This window comes from Shewanella sp. K8, from assembly GCF_028823715.1.
Lineage (GTDB): Bacteria > Pseudomonadota > Gammaproteobacteria > Enterobacterales > Shewanellaceae > Shewanella > Shewanella algae.
In genome coordinates, this window is sequence record NZ_JAPEHY010000016.1 from 1 (window position 1) to 19,005 (window position 19,005).

Here is a 19,005-nt window from a genome sequence, read left to right on the forward strand (position 1 = left end):
GCATAAGCTGGAAAATCTCATCAAGAGATTGGTACTAATCTCGGGGAAAGGTCAGCACTATTCCACTCCTGCCAGGCCGCCTTGGGGCTCATCATAAGCGCAATAAGCACTAGTCCACCGGGTATCAGGACGGCTTTCAGTATCGGCCCCAAGATATACGAATAGAAGCAGATAAAGGGGATGTATAAGACATAGCCTACTGCGAGTGTTAGAATCTTAACGACTGATTTCATGTGATTTACCTTGGTATAAATAAAATTGAGCGCGCTCATTATATTTATTGAGCACGCTCAATTACAAGTAAAAGGTTCACTTTTGACTGCAGATATGACCCCTAAAAAACGCCAAACCCGCGAGCGCATCTGCCAATGCGCATGGGAGCTGTTTATCGAGCAAGGTTTTGAAGCGACATCGACCCGCGATATTGCCAAAGCAGCTGGGATTGCCAATGGCACCTTGTTTAGCCACTTCAGCAATAAAGAAGAGTTGTTGAAGGCGTTGATGTTGGAGCTTATCGCCGGGGTTATCAGCGAGGCGCAGAGCAGCGATGACTTTGAGCAGCCTAAGTTGAAGATGCAGCATTATGCCAGGCATTTATACGGATTCTATTTGCAGCATGTGGAGTTCAGTAAAACCTTGCTGCAAGGCTTAATTTGGCAAGGAGCTTTCTTTGATGAGCAGATCCGCCAGTTCAAAGAGCTGCTGTTTACCGGTGCGCCTCAGTATGATGCAGTGAGGGCAACCATTATGATGGATTGCTATTTTATGACCTTGGTTGAAGGGTTGAATGTGCCGAATCCCGATGCAGATACCATGGTGAAGCGTCTTAGTGCCAAACTGGCGTTGCTGTGAGGTCACATCGCCAAAAGGCGAGGAAAATAAGTTAATTAAGACCCGGCACTGGGGCACAAAGCTTAGTGCCGGGTCTAGTTATTTGAGCCTCAAGACTTAAGTTTCAAGGCTCAAGCTTCAATCCTGAAAACTTAATTCCGGGTTAGCTTTAGGGAAGGTGCGAACAAGTCCCATGTGTGCTCTGCGTCGGCTTAAGGGCCTGGATGCAAGGCGTGGTTCGCAGCAAATGGCCCTAGTCCTTTGCAAGAAGCACAACACAGCAGGCAGGCCTGTAAGCCACGCCCTTCGGGGCTTTCACAGCAACCGGCTCTTAGTGTTATCCGACTTCGATAGGCCCCGGCATGCCTTCAGTCAGATGCCTTGAACGCCAATTGCTGTGCAAGCCAGAGTGCCACGAGGACTTATTCGCACCTTCCTTAGATAATCCAGCGCGCCACAAACCGCGGCTACCTGGGCGGCATTGCACTGTTCATCGCTTGCTTGCGGGCTGTCCGGGTAGACTTCTGTGGTGCAGGTGTATGGGGCATTGGTAACCGAGGCACATAGACCAAGCTGCTTGAGCGGATAACGGATAACGCCGTGGTCGACCACAGGAGAGCCGATGATATTGCCGTCTTTGTCGGCCGGAGCGATATGGGTCACTTTGGCGACCGCTTCGATAATGGCTCGTTGGAATTCAGGTTGCGGCATGGCTTCATCATCTACCACATAAAAACCGTCCGGGATCTCGCCGGGAGCTATGATTTTGCCATCGCGGGCCGCCAGCGCCGGGCGAAACTCGGTTTCATCCGTGTCTGTGGTTTCATGCAGATCGATATGAGCCAGGAAAGGGGCGCCGTGGCTAGCAACCAGAGCCATCAATGCGGCAGACTCTTCTGCCGGGCTGGGTTCAAAGAAGGAACGGTTGGGATCGATAGCCAAAGGATTCCAACGGTTGATGACTTCGTATCCCCAAGGGCTGACACAGGGGACGACCAGGAGATTGAAATCTGCTTGATAACGTTCGGCTTCCTGCTCAAGAAACTGCAGCGCACCTTGAACGCCACTGGTTTCATAACCGTGGATCCCGCCAGTGACCAATACCCAGGGCTTATCTGCCTGTGGCGATTTACTCTGCAGGGCGAGCAGGGGATAACGTTCCGGGTCATAACTTAAGGCGCCGTACCGGCGGCATTCAAAAGCTGTCTTGAGGGCATAGATCTTGTCGAGCACCTGCTCACGGTAGCTGCGTTTGATGTTTTGGGTGGCGCGCCAGGCGGATTTTTCGGCCTCTCCCCAGGGAGTACCTGGAGTGCCTATAGGGTATTCTTGACTCATGGATTGCCTCCTTACTTCTTTTATAAAACGTGTATGAATGGCGTATGAATAGCAAAACGCAGCCCATTGGACTGCGTTTATTCTTGAGGAAAATACTACTGGGCGTTAAAGGCCTGACCGTTTTCCTGCAGGCTGTCGTCGCCCATCAGATATAGATAAACGGGCATTATCTGCTCTGGCGTCTTGAGATCCAGAGGGTTCTCTGCCGGATAAGCCTTGGCGCGCATGCCGGTGCGGGTTGCTCCCGGATTGATACTGTTGGCGCGCACCTGAGTGCCTTCACATTCATGAGCCAGCACCTGCATCATGCCTTCGGTAGCAAACTTGGAGAAGGCATATGGGCCCCAGTAAGCGCGGCCCTTACGGCCAACACTGCTGGAGGTAAAAATAATTGAGGCGTGCTCGGCCTTGCGCATCACAGGCAACAGTGCCTTGGTCATCATGACTTCCGCCACCACATTGACCTTGAGCAGATCTTCCAGTGACTGAATATCAATATGTTCAAATGGCCCCAAAGCGCCCAATAGGCTGGCATTATGCAGCAGGCCATCGAGCTTGCCGAATTGCTGCTCTATGGTTTCGGCCATGTCGCGGTAGTTTTGTTCGCTGGCGCCCTTGAGATCCAGAGGCACAATCGCTGGAGTCGGGCCACCGGCGGCTTCAATTTCATCGTAAACGGCTTCTAGCTTCTTGACCGTTTTGCCCAGCAGGATCACTGTGGCGCCATGGGCGGCATAGGTCTTGGCTGCGGTTTTGCCAATGCCGTCGCCGGCACCGGTTACCAGAATAGTTTTGCCCTTGAGAAGATCTTTTGCTGCTTGATATTCCAACATGGGGAGTTGTTTCCTCTTCGCGCTAAAGCCCGCCAATACTCGACTCACTACAGCGGTATACATCTGTTTAAAACAAATGACTGTTCATTGTTACTTTTCGTTGCGTGCAACTGTGACAAAAATGTAGCTAACTCAATATTTTTACGTTAACTTGAGACGAGCTGAGGACTGATTTCAGCTCCTCTGGTCACAGTGTCTGGGGTATTGTGACCAATTTCTTGGGGAAAACAAAATTATTACAACAAGATTTGGGGAAAAAAGATGAAAAGACTCATTTTGGGTGTTGCAATCGCATCTGCACTTGGACTGACAGCATGTGGTGAAGACAGCTATAACGAACTTAAGGATAAGACAGAGCCGCTCATCCCTGAGTCCCATTTGGTGTTTGATCCTGCCAAAGCTGAAGTTCCCTTGCCAAACGACCTACTGCTCAACGGCACCACAGACGGTACCTTGAATATTCCCGGAGAAGCCTCCGGTGACTATACCAATCCGCAGCTGGCGCTGGGCGCGCTGGATGGCTGGTCAACCACGCAACCGATAACCATAGATATTGCACCTTCCAAAGATAACAGCGGCAATACCCTGAGCCTGCTGGCATCTTCCGTGGCCCAGCCTGGAGCGGTGAGAATGTTTGAAGCCGTCAGCGGCGGCCCGCTTTCTTCCCAAGCAGAGTGCCAGGCCAAGCCTTCGGTTTCTGCCTGTGAAGTGGGTGAAGAGCTGGTTTGGGGGGAAGACTTTATCACTCAAGCGTCCGGCAACAAGATTGTCATTGTTCCACTGAAACCACTTAAGCCAGCTCAGTCTTATATCTATGCCACCACTAAACTCATCATGGATTCGGCCGAGCGCCCGATAGCGCCTTCCTACACCTATGGCCTGTTGAAACTGGATATCGACACAGCGCCGCTGGAAACCGCCGATCAATTGATGCTGCAAACTCTGGTAAACAGTTATGAGAAGGGCATGGCGGCGGCTCATGGCGTCGACAAGGAAAGCATTACCTATTCAGGCCTGTTTACCACCCAGTCGGTGGCCGATGTTTATGAAACCACCAAGCTGCTGATGCTGCAACCCGGCTCACCCTATGCGCCCAAGTGGTTGCAAACTCCGACTCCAGCCGGCTATACAGTGGCGATGGCAGCTGGGCTTACTCCTGCTGACGGCATAGCCTATGTATTGGCGGATTTGGCCGATGTCTACACTGCGGCCATTGAAGTACCGGTTTACGGCACTTGTTCATCGGCAAGCTGTGACGGCATTAACGGCTATTGGCAGGCCCAGGGCGACAGCCCGGTATCTGTGTTGCTGGCGCTGCAGGCCGGTACTCTGAGCCAGGAGAACTTTGCCGCCCAGGCGATGGCTTACAACATAGATCCCGCCGCTGCACTGGCCAATCCTTCCTTGTTGGCCGGCAAAGCGTGGAAACTGGATGATGACAGTGCGGCCGATGCCACCAAGCACCTGACCCGCTTTAATCCCATTCCGGCGATTCGCAACTACGAAACTGTGCCTGTGCTGATCTCCATGCCCAACGCCACTAAGCTTGCGGCATTTTATGCCAGCCAGGGCTTGCCTTTCACGCCACCAACCAGTGGCTGGCCTACCACGATAGCGCTGCATGGTCTGGGTGGCGGCAAAGAGATGTCGCTGGCCTATGCCGGTAGTTATGCCGCTGCCGGTGTGGCTACAGTGGCCATAGATATGCCGCTGCACGGTGCCCGTTCATTCGATGCAAATGGTGACGGCATCTATGAAGTGTCGGCCTCAGGTGCTGCCTATGGCAATGTTGTCGGCAAGCCGGATGCCTTCCAAAATGGCAATCCGCTGGTATTTGTCAACATAGAAAGCACGCTGTCGGTACGGGATAACTTCCGTCAGGCGACCATGGATCATCTGGCGCTTAGAGCCGCGATAACAGGTATGTCGGCGCAACTGGCCGAAATGGGCGCGCCTCAGGTGTTTGACAATAACCAGATAACCGCTCAGGGGCTTAGCCTTGGAGCCATTGTCGGCACCAACTTCGCGACCTATGCCAGCACAGGTTTGAAAGACCCTGCATCCGGCACAGCCTTGCCCAACTACTATGGCATCAAGGGCGCATCTTTGGTGGCACCTAGCGGCGGCCTGGCGGGTTCTTTCGCCGGTTCAGCCACCTTTGCACCTCTGTTGTTTGCCAATGTGACGGCTTCCGATACCTTCAAGGCCTTGGTGGACGCGGCCAATAAACAAGGATATCAGCCGGGTTCGGCCGAATATGAGGCACTGGTTCAGGAGGTATACGCCGAATTTATCCCTACCTTCGCCTTTGCGGTGCAGACCGGGATAGAGTCAGCCGATCCTATCAACCAGACTGCCATGCTCAAGGCCACGGGTTTGCCGGTGCATCTGGTGGAAATCGTCGGTGATGGCGCTGGTAACAAGGGCGATCAGGTTCTGCCTGGTACTGTCGCGGGCTTCCCGCTGTCCGGCACTGAGCCTTTGATTGCGACTCTGGGGCTTAACTGCGTCGATCAGACCAGTGCCGGTGGCGGCGCTGTGCGCTTTGCCAAGGGGCATCACAGCTCACTCATCGACCCATCCGAAGTACCGGGCGTGACCGATGGCATGGCGGCTCAGGCGACAGCAGAAATGCAGTCTCAGGTGTCTATTTTTGCCTCTTCTGCCGGTAAAGATGGTGCCAGCATTTTGGTGACCGACTCGTCCGTTCTGCAAAGCTGCGGTGGCTAAGCGGTTACTCATATGTTTTTTGTAACAAACCCGGCGAAATGCCGGGTTTTTTTATCTATGCAAGGGCTGCTAGAATAGCGCGATTTTGTGTGCTTTCTCGCGGTGAAAGGAACCCTGTAGTGGAATTTTTATACGAGTACGGATTATTTCTGGCCAAGGCGATCACTTTGGTGGTGGCAGTGGGTGCCATAGTGGTAATTGTGGTGGCATCGGCGGTAAAACAAAAGAGTGACAGGGGCGAGCTGAAACTGACGCATCTCAGCGATGAGCTTAAATCGCTCAAGCATCACCTCAAGGCAGAGCTTTTGGGCAAAAAGGCGTTCAAGGCCTATGAGAAACAGCTCAAGGCCGAGCAAAAGGCCCACGACAAGGCGCTTGATGCCGGGGAAGCCAAAGATCCCAAGGTGTATGTCGTCGAGTTCAAAGGTGGCATAGAAGCGGCCGAAGTGGCGTCACTGCGGGAAGAGATCAGCGCCATTCTGGCAATTGCCGAGGAAGGTGATGAGGTAGTCGCCAGCGTTGAGAGTGGTGGCGGCATGGTTCATGGTTATGGCCTGGCGGCCAGCCAACTGGACAGGATCCGCAATGCCGGGCTACCGCTGACCATCTGTGTCGATAAGGTGGCTGCCAGTGGCGGTTATATGATGGCCTGTGTTGCCGACCGCATTATTGCCGCGCCGTTTGCTATCATAGGCTCCATAGGTGTTGTTGCCCAATTGCCGAACTTTAACAAGCTGCTGAAGAAGCATGACATTGACTATGAGCAGCATACCGCCGGTGATTTCAAGCGCACCCTGACGCTGTTCGGTGAGAACACAGATGAGGGTAGAGCCAAGTTCCAACAGGAACTGGAAGAAACCCATCAGCTGTTCAAAGACTTTGTCGGGCGTTATCGGCCGCAACTTGAGCTGGACAAGGTGGCAACCGGTGAACATTGGTATGGTCAGCAGGCCATAGAGCTGGGGCTCATAGATGAAGTCGGCACCAGTGATGATCTCTTGCTGAAGTTGGCCGCGGATCGCACTGTGATCAAGGTAAAATATCAGCTGCGCAAGAAACTGGCCGACAAGTTGGCCCACAGCGCTTCTTTGATGCTCAACGCCTGCTACAACAAGTTGGCCGAGAAGAATCGGCCAATGTAACTCCTGCTGTTTAATCCATTCGCTAATCTAACCCCGGCACGCCGGGGCTTTTTATGCCACTATTTCTTCCGGCAAAGCCGTGCCGGCGTTATCGTCACTCAAGTCGCTACCAAAACCATTCAGCCACAGGATTACCTCGGCCGAACGCATTCCTAATGTGCTTAAGACCTTGGCTGCTTCTGTCTCCGGATGAGTTTGAGAAAACGACCGCAAGCGCAGACAAATTCGAGCGGCTAATTGACGTTGTTTTGCATAAAACACCGACATTAATGCTTTTAAAATTCATAAACAGAGGCATTTAGGCCTTTTTATGCAGTACGCCTTTAATTCTCTGGCTGGATACGTTAAAACAGCCTTGGGGAATTAACAAAAAGATAACAATAACTATGCAGATCAAATACCGAGCCAACATGATGGTTGGGGATCAGGCGTACCCGGCTTTTGAACTGGCCAACCTTATTCGTTTTATTCAGTCACAATTGGGAGCCGAGGCTGCCGAAGAGATATGCCGGCACATAGGCACGGGTATCAATGAACTCAAGGAGTGCCAATTGGTGCGGGTCTGGCAGCTCAGCGCCACCATAGCGTTTCTCATGCAGCGTAGTCGACGTGAGGATATCAGCCTGCTGGCTGGTCTCAATACCCAGGTAACCGACTTGGGCTTTCTGTTGCCTTTGCTTGGGGATTGCCGGGATCTCGGTGAATGCTTGGATTTTGTGCTCAACCATCCCAAGTGGGTGGGCAGTTTTGCCGATCTGTTGCTGCTGGAAGATGAGCGGGAAATCCGCCTGCGCTGGCTCAATACCGGCCGGGCCGAGTCGTTAATCTATCGCGGCGAATTTCTTCACAGCATAGGTGCGCTGCTGAGTTTGGCGCGGGAGTTAACCGGTCAAGAGGTCAGCTTTAACTGTATCTGTGTTACCGGCACCTTGATGCCGTCTGAGGGATTGGCAAAACTGACCAAACAGCTGGAGTTTCAGAGTGACTTCAATGAATGGCGCCTCGATAAATCCTACCTGGCGCTGGCTGTGGATCTGAGTCATTTTTCCGATCACAGCCAAAACTGTCAGCAGCAGAGTTCGCTGATTGAAAAGATTATTGCCGAGCTGGATGGCGACTTTCCCGCTGTGCCGCCATTGGAAACCATGGCACTCAGGTTACACATGAGCAGTCGCAGCCTGAGGCGCAAGCTGGCGGCCCTCGGCAGCAGCTATCAACGCCTGGTGGATCAGCAAAGGTGTCAAAGAGCGGTGAGCTGGATCCTTGAGGGCCGGCTATCGGTGAGTGAGATTGCCGAGCGTTTGGGATACAGCGACAGTTGTCATTTTCGCCAGAGCTTCAAGCATTGGCTCGGTTATCCACCAGGCTATTTCAGCCGCTTGGGGCAGGAAGACTAAAAAGGCCCGGGTCTTCAAACCCGGGCCTTTTGCTTATTGCGGTAAGCGTTTTTCAGTCTGCTTGGCTCCAGCTTCAGTTGGAGCAGCTGGCTGCCGGTAAACGTTTAATCCATTCGCTTATCAGCGCGACTCCTTCATCGTGGCTGAGGCTACGGCCAATTTCGGGCATTCTGTCGCCCGGCTCATTGCTCTGCATCCGGAAATGCATGATGGACTCGGCCGGATTACCTGGTACCACATCGTAGCCCAGGGTGCCGCCGCCATAGGCGACAGGCGATTTACAGGTGCCGTGGCTGAAGCCGTTGTCTTCATCATAGCTGCGCTGGTATTCCAGTTTCAGCCCGGTATTGGAGGCATTGCCTTCGGGTCTGTGGCAGTGGGCGCAGTTGATATCCAGGTAACCCTTGGCAGTTTGCATCAGCTCGCTGTCACTGAGCTGAGTCAAAGTGGCTTCATCACCATCCACGTAGGCTGGTACCTTGTCGACGCTGGTAAGGGTTGGCAGGCCGCTGAGAATACCTGCGCTTTGCCAATGAAGCAGTTGGTTGGCGCTGCCATCCTGGTAGGGGTAGTCCCGGTTCAGATGGCGGGCCTTGGGACCAATCGGCATAAACACCGCCTGACTGGCGCTGTCGGCCTTGAACTGATGACACTGCTTGCACTGATTCATTGACGGGACAACGTAGTCAAAGTTCAGGGTTTGCCCCTTGTGCACCACGCTCTTGCCTTGAATGGCACCGGCCTTGGCCAAAGTGGCATCTGTTTGCTCGGCATTCCAGACATAGGGCAGGGCGGTCCAACCCGACTCTCTGTGGATCAACAACCGGGTTTCAATCAGAGTTTCATTGTCCACGCCTCTGGTTGCGGTATCGGCAGGCAGTGCAAATGTTTTCACCAGTACTGTGCCTACCGGGAAGTCAAAGGCCTCATTGCTGCTGTAGTTGGCTTGTTTCCCTTCCGGCACAAACACATAGCGATACTTACTGGCATAGTCGGTAAACAGCGGCGTGTTGAGATCGTAAGGGATCCCGCCACTGTTTGGCATGGCCGCCGGCATAGAGGCGTCGGCAAACAGGCGGTATTGTGCCAGGCTGCTGCAATTGGCACCCGTCAGAGCATCCCAGTTCACACCAGAGCCTTGAGCGCTGCACAGCGACAGGTCGCCATCGCCTTCAAGGCCGCCTTCACCTTCTCCTATAGTACCGCCACCGCCGACCAGCACGCCACCGTCACAACCTTCGGTATCATCATCCACGCCGCAGCCGAAGATCTGTTCGCCGAAAGTGACGGTATGCACAGGTAGGCTGACCAAAGAGCATTGCAACAGTTGCTGCTGCTTGGCTTCATACATGACATCGGGAATGCTGACATCGGTATTGCTGTTGCCGTAGAGCTGGCCAATACTGACATCTCCATTGTTGCTGGCACAGACATTTTCACTGCCGTCAGGGTTGAAGGGGAGTTCACCAAAGCCGAGATAGGCGCCGGTACCATTGTTGGCGAGCAGTTCACCCAGGCCATCGTAGAGGATCCCCGGGAAGCGGCCATGGCTGTAGATGTAGGCCTTGATGATATCCTCGATAAGATAACCGTTGGGCTTGGTGGCAAAACCGCTTATCTGGTTGTCATGGATATAGATGTTGCGTGGTGTGGCGCGCCAGCCATCTTCAATGGCCTGACCCGGCTGGGCATAGCTGGCGGCAAAGGCGGAGACATCCGGCTCGGCGATAAAGAAGCTGGAGACTGTGACCGCCAGGGTATCGTGGTTGCTGATCTGGTTGTTGAACACTTCCACATCGTTGGTGGAGAGTATGATCACCCCGGTGCCGGGAGGAACAATATGCACTCCGGCCGGGTTGGCAGAGGCGTTGGCGAAGTTGTGGGTATTGTTGTCATAAACCTTGTTGTTGAATACCCGTACGCTGGAGCCGTACTTGTGGTTGCCAATGGGAAGGTCGAACACCAGAATACCACCGGTATTGCCCATGGCCTCATTGTCATAGACATCGGCAAAGCGCGAGTTTTCCACTTCGATACCGGCGACGTTTTCCTTGGCGATATTGCGCCTGACGACTATGTACTCAGACTGGCCCACATAGATACCGGCATCGGCGCTGCCGCGGACATAACTGTCTTCAATCAAAATATTCTCGCATTCCACCGGGTAAAGGCCGTAGGCGCCATTGCCTTGATCCAGCTCACCTTCCCACACTGCGGAGACATTGCGCAGTATGATGCCATTGGTATTTTTCAGCTTGATGCCGTTGTTTTTGGCTTCATAGACCGAAAGATCCTTGATGGTGATATTGAGGGCGTTTTGCACAAAGATACCGTCACCGGCGTTGGCATTGGCAAAGTCGAGAATGGTTTCATCGCGGCCATGGCCCATGACAGTGACATTGCTGGCATAGCTGCCGTCACCGTCGACATCGCCGTCAAACAACAAGGTGGCATCTATCTCAAATCGGCCCTTTGGCAACACGATTACAGCGCCACTCTGGGCGTTGATCAGAGCTTCCTGAATTCGGGTTGTCAAATTGTCTCCGGCTTCAACCATGATGGCGCCTTCGGGGAAGGGGCTGGTTACCGGCGGTGGCGTCACGACCGGCGGTTCAGTGGTTTGAGACGTATTGTCGTCATCCGAGCAGGCAATGAGTCCCACGGTTAACCCGGCTGCCAGCAACGCCAAAGTCAGGGGGTTTTTCTTGTTGAACATAATCTCTCCTGATTATTGTTATTATTCCGTTAACAAGATCCCGATTCATTTCCCGACTGACAATGTGAAATCCGGCCAAATTAGCGCCAAATAATGCAAGTAGCGGCAAATAACAGATTGAGATGTTATCGCCATATGTAAACACTATTTTAACAACAGTTTGTTTTTCATCATTTATTCTGGATTTAGTTCGCCGGCAGTGATAAAACCTCATGCGTCAGAATCAAAAGGAGTTGGCATGAGTAAGGATGAACAAGAATACAGTCTTTCCGGTGATCCCATTTTCAGATACACGGATGGTGAAAAGGAATGGCAGTCGCCTATGGGTGAAGAGTGTATCGTCCAGATAAGCGAACATATTGAGCGCCATATTGGTGAAGTCACCTGGGTCTTTCATGAAGTTATCTCGGATACTGTGCATATTGATGTGCATTATGTGGCACCGACAGACGAGCGACCTTTCCATACTCTGGTGACTTCCGGCATGAGTGACTTGCCTATGAGTACCCCCGAAGAGGCGGATATCCCCAGGTTTATGGAGCTGATGATCACCTTGCCGGCGCATTGGCAGATAAGTCAGGAAGCCTTCAGCGATGAACAGTGGTACTGGCCTGTAAGGCAGCTTAAGTTTTTGGCGCGCTTTCCGCATAAATACGACAGCTGGCTGGGCTGGGGACACACAATACCCAATGGTGATCCTGCCGAAGCCTTTGCCGAAAATACCCGTCAAAACGGCATGATAGTTCTGCCGTCACTGCTGGTTGATGAGGGTTTCCACACCCTGGAGATTGACCAGGACAAGTGCATCAATTTTTATAGCCTGGTGCCGCTTTATGAAGAAGAGATGATGTTGAAACTGGAGCAGGGCAGCGATGCCTTGTTGGATCTGTTCGACAAATATCAGGTGAGCGATCTGGTGGATGTTGCCAGAATCAATGTGGTCACAGGGCGGAAATAACCGAGCCCCGGGGACTCACTCATAGCACACTCATAATTACAAGGTAAAAAGTCGGGCTGAGCTGCATTGTGCAGGCTAGCCCGACTTTTTTGAGTCTTAACGCTTGTAACTGATGTGCTGATGGAATCTCAACACCAGTTCACGGCGCTCCGGATCCAAGCCTATGGCTTCGGCAAAGTCTTTCAAAGCCGCTTCCACCTGGTTCATATAGCGGCCATAACCTGGCTCTGTGTAGTCCTCTTTACCGGCAACCAGCAAAAAGTGCACCGATTCTACCAGGTTGCGCCCATCCCAATGGCTGACAAACTGAGTGTCGGTTGCCGCAGGATCAAAGCCTATCATCTGGGCTTCGGCAGTACTTTCCACCTTCTCGAACTTACTGTTGCGAACCAAAGGCATCAGGCCGTTGGCCACCATGGCGATGCGGTGCAATTGCTTGCCGGCCGCCGCGCTGCGGAACTTGTCCTCAAGGAACTGGTACAGCGGGCTGAAGTCTTCGGTATGCTCTTCTTCCAGCACGCTCTGCTTCAGGCGGCGGCTCAGCGGCAGGCTGACGGTGACATAGGCCAATGAGCTGTGATCTTCCGGCAGTTTGCACTTGCGCGACTTGTAGCGCTGATAAATATCCCTGAGCTTGTAGCCATAGGTCTTTTTCTCCCCCTTGGCGCGGGCGAAGAGATCGTAGGCCATGTGCTGGTGATCACGGACTTTGACCCTTAATTCCTGCTCCGGCAGGTTGTCCAACACCCCATTCAATACGGCATTGACCCGGCTGTGGAAATTGGCGGCGTTGGCGCGAATTTCCTTACCTGTGGCCAAAAACAGCAGTCTTAACTTGCGGGCCTTGTAGTCCGGCTGGAAGAAAAGGTTCTGGGCTTCATGGTAGGTCGGGTTGTAAAAGAACAGGATCTGTTCGGCGGTTTGGAAGCAGTAGGCCTCGGTGTGAAAACGCACCACAGGCAGTTTGTCATTGGCGATCACATGAATGTTGTGCAGATCTTCCTTTTCTGCCAACTGGAATACCAACTTGCTGATCTCGCGGTAGCAGTTTTCGTAACTGGCATAGTGGCTGAGCAGCGCATCTGTCATCAGTATTTCAGCCATGATGTACTGGCTGGTACGGGTGGCCAGGGGAATATAGACTTTTTGCTGGGACATACGCTTTCCTTGTTTTATGTTATCAGGCCGGTATGGGCATACTAGCCGGGTTGCACTGCAATCTTATTGCGACAAAACAACTTTCAATCCGATCGGGTATGGACTTATCGCGCCCGCCCTAGTGTAATCTATGGTTATGATTTATTAAACATTAATAAACTTTAGCCAACCTTAAGGCAACAAACTGAATAACAAGGAGTCGTTAATCTTGATTACCGAAAGCCCCAGATTAATTTTGAGACAGTTCCGTGATGGTGATCAGCAGGCTTTATTTGCCATGAACAGTACTCCCGAAGTGCTGAGGTATATTCCCGGCGAGCCATTGAAGGATATTGAAGAGGCCGCTCAGGTGCTTGAAAAGGTCATTTTGGCCGACTACCGCAAGTATGGCTATGGTCGCTGGGCAGTTGAGCATAAGGCCGATGGCAAGGTGATAGGTTTTTGCGGCCCCAAGTTCCTGCCGGAGTTCGGCAAGGTTGAGTTGGGATACCGATATCTGCCTGAATACTGGGGCCAGGGACTGGGTTATGAAGCCGCCAGCCATGCATTGCCAGAAATAAAAGCGATTTGCGCCGTGAATGAGTTGATAGCCCTGATCATGGATGGCAACCTGGGCTCGGAAGCGATAGCCCTCAAGTTGGGAATGCTGCCGCAGGAAGAAAGTGAACTGATGGGGCACAAGGTGAGGGTATTCAGCCGCAGCCTTTAGTCGTTTTTAGCTATGTCGTCCTGCGGCTATTATGTCCGGCTGCTATTATGTCCGGCGATAGTCTTATCCGCCCGTTGCCGGCGCAGATGCGTCTGTGGCAGGGGCTTTGATGGCTTCGATTGCCGATTCAACCCAGGGCAGCACAAAGGCGGTGATCTTGGGCTGGGCCTTTTCGTTCGGGTGCAGCCCATCGGCCTGCATCAACTCGGGGAAAGGCGCTATCTCTGTCATAAAGAAGGGCATCAGGGTGACGTTGGGCTGTTTGGCCAGGTCACTGTAAACGGCGCTGAAGGCGTTGGCATATCTGGGGCCGTAGTTTGGCGGTACCATGACTTCGGAAAGCAGCACCTTGGCGCCGGATTGATGAGCCAGCGCAATGATTTTTGTAAGATTGTTTTTCAGCTCCGTTGGCGGAAAGCCTCTCAGACCATCATTGCCGCCAAGCTCCACCAACAGCAGCGAGGGTTTTACCGACTTCAGCAACTGAGGCAATCTTCTGAGGCCACCGGCCGTGGTTTCGCCGCTGACAGAGGCATTAACAATGTTATGCTCGGGTAAGGCTTGTCTCAGCCCTTCGACCCAACCCTGTTTCTCGGCCATGCCGTAACTGGCTCCCAGGCTGTCCCCCAGGATCAGTACATCAGCGGCCTTGACGGGCAGCGCAGAGAACAAGAATATGACTGGTATCAATGCCAGCGGACGCAAGCATAAGGAAGCAATTTTGAAGAACAGTGCCATTAAGGTTTCCCATCTCGTAAAAACTGTCACTACCCAGGAAGGTGACCTGACTATCCTGAGTGGCATCAATTTGGATGTCAAGCCGGGCCAGAGTGTGGCCATTCTTGGGCCATCAGGCTCAGGTAAATCAACTCTGCTGGGCCTGCTGGCGGCATTGGATATCCCCTCGTCCGGTGAGATTTGGCTCGATGGCAGTGCCCTGGCCGGGCTTAATGAAGAGCAGAAGGCTGCGCTGCGTAAGCAGAAGGTCAGCTTCATTTTTCAGTCTTTTATGTTGGTTGATACCCTCAACGCCCTGGAAAATGTCATGCTGCCGGCTGAACTTGCGGGTATCAAGGATGCCAGAGAGCGAGCCAAAGCCATGCTGGAGCGAGTTGGCCTCGGGCACAGGCTCAATCATTACCCGAAACAGCTTTCCGGCGGTGAGCAGCAGCGGGTGGCTATCGCCAGAGCCTTTATCAGCGAACCCAAGGTGTTGTTTGCCGATGAACCCACGGGCAACCTGGATAAACACAACGCCGACAGGGTTGCCGACATGCTGTTTGAGCTCAATCGCGAGAGTTCGACCACCTTGATTTTGGTGACCCACGATATGCAATTGGCCAGTCGCTGTGAGCGCCAGTTGGAGATGCACGAAGGGCGATTGTATGAACAGGGGCAGCAAACCCCGCCGGAAGAGGTCGGTTTGCATGAGGCCAAGACAGAGAGCCAGGTGCCGGCGGCATCGGTAACGGCAGAGGAGGGGCGCTGATGGAATGGACGCTGGCATGGCGCCTGTTTCGCCGCGAACTCAAGCAAGGGCAGTTGGTATTGATTGTGCTGGCCTTGACCCTGGCGGTGTTGTCTGTCACCGGTCTGGCCCGGGTCAGTGACAGATTGCAGCTCGCCATCAATGGCCAGGCGGCCAAGTTTATTGCCGCCGACCGAATCATTAATTCACCCGTCCCCATAGATGCAGGCATACTGCAGCAGGCCAACGCGTTAGGGCTGAAGCAATCACAGAGTTTGCAGTTTAACTCTATGGTTTACAGCGGTGATGCCTTTCAGTTGGTCACTGTCAGGGCCGTTGATAATGCCTATCCGCTCAAGGGCAAAATTGTCTTGCGTCAAGGAGAAACCAGTACCTTGCCGCAGCCAGGTGAACTGTGGTTTGAAATGCGTCTTGGGGGCCTGCTGGGGTATCCCAAGAGTGTTGAGCTGGGTAACGCCCAGATGGCGCTGGCCAAGGAGATAGACAGGCTGCCCGATGCCGGTTTCAATCCATTTGCTTCTTCCCCCTTGGTGTTGATGCGCCTTGATGATGTGGCGGCAACCGGGGTCATTCAACCCGGCAGCCGGGTGACATATCTTTATCAGTTTGTCGGGGACAGCCAGGCGCTGAGCCGTTTTGAAGAATACGCCAAGCCACTGCTGACCAGCAGCCAACGTTGGGTTGATGTACAATCCGGCGATTCGCCGATTGCCGGGGCGGTGCAGCGGGCGGAGCGATTCTTGCTGCTGGCAAGCTTGCTGGGGATAGCCCTTGCCTGCGCCGCCATCGGCATTGCCGCCCAGCGTTATTGCCAGCGTCACTATGATGTGGTTGCCATGCTGAAAACCTTTGGCGCCAGTGCAAGACAAATCCGTTTATTGTTCGGTCTGCACCTGCTGCTGGTGACCTTTCTTGGAGTGATCTTGGGGATCTTCGGTGGCCTGGTGCTGGATTATCTCATCAGCCGAGCCTTGCCAGCGGAAATTGCCGCCTATTCACCGCCTATGCTCAGACCGCTTCTCTTGGGGTTGGCTACAGGGTTTATCAGCGCCTTTATGTTCAGTGCCTATCCGCTGATGCGGCTGCTGGCTATTCCGCCGCTCAGGGTGTTGCAACGCCAGCTAGAAGGAATACGTCTGGGCATGTGGTTGCATCTGCTGCTGAGTTTGGCGGCCATGGGATTACTCGGCTGGCTCTACTCGCGCTCTTTGCCTTTGACCCTGACCGTGGTGGCCAGCGTGGTGTTGCTTGGGGTGCTGCTCAGCCTGATGGGGTTTTTGTTAATCCGCCTGGGGCAGAGTGTTGGCATGCGCACGACCAACCCCTTGTCGCTGGCACTGGCGGGCCTTCGGCGCCGTGCCAGACAAAACGCTGTACAACTGGTGGGCTTTTCCAGCGCCTTGGTGTTATTGCTGACCATAATGGCGTTGCGTCAGGACTTGCTCAGCGAATGGCAGAAGCAGTTGCCTGAGGATGCGCCGAACTATTTCCTGGTTAACATAGCCCCGGACGAAGTAGAGCCGCTGGCGGACTTTATGGCTCAGCGCCAGATTGCTGCCACAGATATCTATCCTGTCATCCGTGGTCGGCTCAGCGCTATCAATGGTGAGGAGGTGATCACTGCCGAAGAGCAGGAACAGGGGCAGAGAGGGCGTCTTGGGATTTCAAGGGAACTGAATCTCACCTGGCGAAATACCTTGCCGCCCAACAATGAGATCCTTGAGGGCCATTTTAATCGGCAAACCGATGACGTGTCGGTGGAGTCCGGGGTGGCCGAGCGCTTGGGAATTACTGTCGGAGACAGCCTGAGTTTTGTTATCGATAACCAAACGCTGACTGTCAAGGTGGCCAGTATTCGTTCTGTGCAGTGGGAAACTCTGCAACCCAACTTCTTTATGATTTTCAGTCAGGAAGCCTTGGCCCCCTTTGCTTATACCTCCATGGCCAGTTTTCATCTGGATGATGGTCAAAAGGCCGTTGTGCTTGAGCTTATCCGTAATTTCCCCACTGTTTCCATCATAGATGTGGGGGCCATGGTGGCTCAGCTCAAAGAGATAGTAGCCCAGGTATCTTTGGCGCTGACGCTGGTGTTGGTGCTGGTGGTATTGGCCAGTGCCCTGGTGATGATAGCGCAGACCGAAGCCGGCATGGCCAGTCGCCAACGAGAGCTGGCGGTTCTACGCACCTTTGGTGCGCCGGGAAGCTTGCTTAAGCTTGCCACGGCGTTGGAGTTTGCACTGCTAGGTGCCGTGGCGGGCATTCTGGCGGTCACAGTGGCGGAGTTTGCGCTCTGGCTTTTGAAAACTCAGGTGTTTGAACTCAGAGTCAGCCCTCACTGGCAATGGTGGCTGTTGGCTCCCCTCAGTGGCGCCTTGTTGGTGGCACTACTTGGCCTGTGGCGTTGTCGCAGTCTGCTGCAAAAGTCCTGTGGTGAGCTGTTAAGGCTTGAGTAATGCCAGGGGATTGGTTGTCAGGCTATTTTTGTCGAACCATTTTTTGCCAGGCTCGGGTGGCGAATTACTGACCTTTTGCTGTTATTTTGAGCGCTGCTGGGGTAGTATTCCGGCTTTCTTTTGGACAGTGAAGGGATGCGCTGCAACAAGTGAGGTGAGGCAAGTTGACACTGATACTGGCAGGCGCTTTGGCTTTGGTGGGGACTCTGGGCGTCTCCGCTTACACTCTGGGACATTCAGCCTTCAAGGCGGGGATGGGGGTTAAACGTTGGGTGGCTGCCGGGTTGTTGCTGGGACCCGCTGCCATGTTGTTATTTAATGCACATAGGCAATTAGCGTACCGCAAAACCACTCGGCCCGGCGATAGCAAGCATTCCTTCTAGAATCGTCTATTGATTCCAAATCACAGCAAAAGGGAGCATAAATGCTCCCTTGTTTTTTCGCTGTTTCATCAGTTCCACCAACCTCTGGCAGGAACCACTTCCAGGTGGCACAGACCCTCCGGCAGTTTCACCCGTTTACGCTCTGGTTTGGTCAGACCCAATAACTTCTTGATTGATATGATCATATTGGAACCCCTTACGCAATGCTCTCAACAGAGTTAACGACTTTAATATGTGGCACTGCTGCGACTTGAGTCTCCAGCACCTTGATGTGTGGCACAGCAGCAATTTGAGTCTCCAGCACCTTGATGTGTGGCACAGCAGCAGTCTGAGTATCCAGCACCTTGATGTGCGGTACTGCGGCAACTTGAGTATTCAGCACCTTGATGTGCGGTACTGCGGCAACTTGAGTATTCAGCACCTTGATATGTGGTACAGCGGCAATTTGAGTATTCAGCACCTTGATGTGTGGTACTGCGGCAATTTGAGAATCCAGCACCTTGATATGTGGTACAGCAGCAATTTGAGTCTCCAACACTTTGATGTGTGGCACAGCAGCAATCTGAGTATCCAGCACCTTGATGTGCGGTACTGCGGCGACCTGAGTATCTAGCACCTTGATATGTGGCACAGCAGCGACTTGGGTGTCCAGTACTTTAATGTGAGGGACGGCGGCAAAAGCCAGTGAACTGGTAACAACGGCGGCGGTAGCAAGTATTGATTTAATCATTATTTTATCTCTCTCTCAGGGTAGTGGTAACAGTCAGCGGTTAACTTCTTGACGCTGAGAGAGATAAAGCAGGAGTTATGCCAAAGTGTTATTTCAGTTTTAAATTGGTTTTATTTTGGCTTTTTATCGGTTCATATG

At 53.1% G+C, this 19,005-nt stretch carries 15 protein-coding genes; 9 read left to right on the plus strand and 6 right to left on the minus strand.

The window, feature by feature from the left end:
• The first annotated feature begins 315 nt into the window (after positions 1-315).
• Positions 316-852 (plus strand): TetR/AcrR family transcriptional regulator, encoded by a 537-nt coding sequence (locus ON072_RS10295; protein WP_025886787.1) that lies wholly within the window; start codon positions 316-318, stop codon positions 850-852.
• A gap of 351 nt (positions 853-1,203) precedes the next feature.
• Here the strand turns inward: ON072_RS10295 and ON072_RS10300 are convergent, their stop codons facing one another.
• Both ON072_RS10300 and ON072_RS10305 read right to left on the minus strand, forming a co-directional pair.
• A complete protein-coding gene (locus ON072_RS10300; RefSeq protein ID WP_123116156.1) occupies positions 1,204-2,169 on the minus strand; it encodes a M14 family metallopeptidase in 966 nt (321 codons plus the stop codon).
• A 95-nt stretch (positions 2,170-2,264) separates the two neighbouring features.
• Positions 2,265-3,002 carry a YciK family oxidoreductase gene (locus tag ON072_RS10305; RefSeq protein ID WP_039033424.1) on the minus strand — a complete coding sequence of 246 codons (738 nt, stop codon included), beginning with the start codon at positions 3,000-3,002 and terminating at the stop codon, positions 2,265-2,267.
• Positions 3,003-3,263: 261 nt separating this feature from the next.
• Here ON072_RS10305 and ON072_RS10310 point away from each other — a divergent pair, with 261 nt between their 5' ends.
• From ON072_RS10310 to ON072_RS10320, 3 genes are all read left to right on the plus strand, one after another.
• A complete protein-coding gene (locus ON072_RS10310; RefSeq protein WP_261752430.1) occupies positions 3,264-5,732 on the plus strand; it encodes a VolA/Pla-1 family phospholipase in 2,469 nt (822 codons plus the stop codon).
• A 119-nt stretch (positions 5,733-5,851) separates the two neighbouring features.
• On the plus strand, positions 5,852-6,874 hold the full coding sequence (sohB, locus tag ON072_RS10315) for a protease SohB (protein ID WP_045283372.1): 1,023 nt from the start codon (positions 5,852-5,854) through the stop codon (positions 6,872-6,874).
• Between the two features lie 386 nt (positions 6,875-7,260).
• Positions 7,261-8,271: an AraC family transcriptional regulator gene (locus ON072_RS10320; protein WP_234518400.1), complete on the plus strand. Its 1,011-nt coding sequence runs from the start codon at positions 7,261-7,263 to the stop codon at positions 8,269-8,271.
• A 73-nt stretch (positions 8,272-8,344) separates the two neighbouring features.
• On the opposite strand, the gene ON072_RS10325 is transcribed toward ON072_RS10320, so the two are convergent.
• Positions 8,345-10,987 (minus strand): SO2930 family diheme c-type cytochrome, encoded by a 2,643-nt coding sequence (locus ON072_RS10325; RefSeq protein WP_167714757.1) that lies wholly within the window; start codon positions 10,985-10,987, stop codon positions 8,345-8,347.
• A 238-nt stretch (positions 10,988-11,225) separates the two neighbouring features.
• Between ON072_RS10325 and ON072_RS10330 the strand changes: the two genes are divergently transcribed.
• Positions 11,226-11,945, plus strand: coding sequence for a suppressor of fused domain protein (locus ON072_RS10330; protein ID WP_044734278.1), 720 nt, complete (start codon positions 11,226-11,228; stop codon positions 11,943-11,945).
• Between the two features lie 96 nt (positions 11,946-12,041).
• Here ON072_RS10330 and ON072_RS10335 read toward each other — a convergent pair whose 3' ends face one another.
• Positions 12,042-13,103 carry a DUF3083 family protein gene (locus tag ON072_RS10335; protein ID WP_044734279.1) on the minus strand — a complete coding sequence of 354 codons (1,062 nt, stop codon included), beginning with the start codon at positions 13,101-13,103 and terminating at the stop codon, positions 12,042-12,044.
• Between the two features lie 208 nt (positions 13,104-13,311).
• On the opposite strand from ON072_RS10335, the gene ON072_RS10340 reads away from it, so the two are divergent.
• Positions 13,312-13,812: a GNAT family N-acetyltransferase gene (locus tag ON072_RS10340; RefSeq protein WP_054743804.1), complete on the plus strand. Its 501-nt coding sequence runs from the start codon at positions 13,312-13,314 to the stop codon at positions 13,810-13,812.
• 63 nt (positions 13,813-13,875) lie between these two features.
• Here the strand turns inward: ON072_RS10340 and ON072_RS10345 are convergent, their stop codons facing one another.
• A complete protein-coding gene (locus tag ON072_RS10345) occupies positions 13,876-14,550 on the minus strand; it encodes an arylesterase (protein ID WP_044735765.1) in 675 nt (224 codons plus the stop codon).
• Between ON072_RS10345 and ON072_RS10350 the strand changes: the two genes are divergently transcribed.
• From ON072_RS10350 to ON072_RS10360, 3 genes are all read left to right on the plus strand, one after another.
• Positions 14,489-15,301, plus strand: a complete 813-nt coding sequence (locus tag ON072_RS10350) for an ABC transporter ATP-binding protein (RefSeq protein WP_274626047.1) — start codon at positions 14,489-14,491, stop codon at positions 15,299-15,301. The genes ON072_RS10345 and ON072_RS10350 overlap by 62 nt on opposite strands.
• Positions 15,301-17,754, plus strand: coding sequence for an ABC transporter permease (locus ON072_RS10355; RefSeq protein WP_208160841.1), 2,454 nt, complete (start codon positions 15,301-15,303; stop codon positions 17,752-17,754). Before ON072_RS10350 ends, ON072_RS10355 begins: the two co-directional genes overlap by 1 nt.
• Positions 17,755-17,918: 164 nt before the next feature.
• Positions 17,919-18,137 carry a hypothetical protein gene (locus ON072_RS10360; RefSeq protein WP_245003301.1) on the plus strand — a complete coding sequence of 73 codons (219 nt, stop codon included), beginning with the start codon at positions 17,919-17,921 and terminating at the stop codon, positions 18,135-18,137.
• A 196-nt stretch (positions 18,138-18,333) separates the two neighbouring features.
• Here ON072_RS10360 and ON072_RS10365 read toward each other — a convergent pair whose 3' ends face one another.
• The gene (locus ON072_RS10365; protein WP_261752433.1) at positions 18,334-18,867 is read right to left on the minus strand and encodes a hypothetical protein; all 534 of its coding nucleotides are present in this window, start codon (positions 18,865-18,867) and stop codon (positions 18,334-18,336) included.
• Positions 18,868-19,005: the final 138 nt, after the last annotated feature.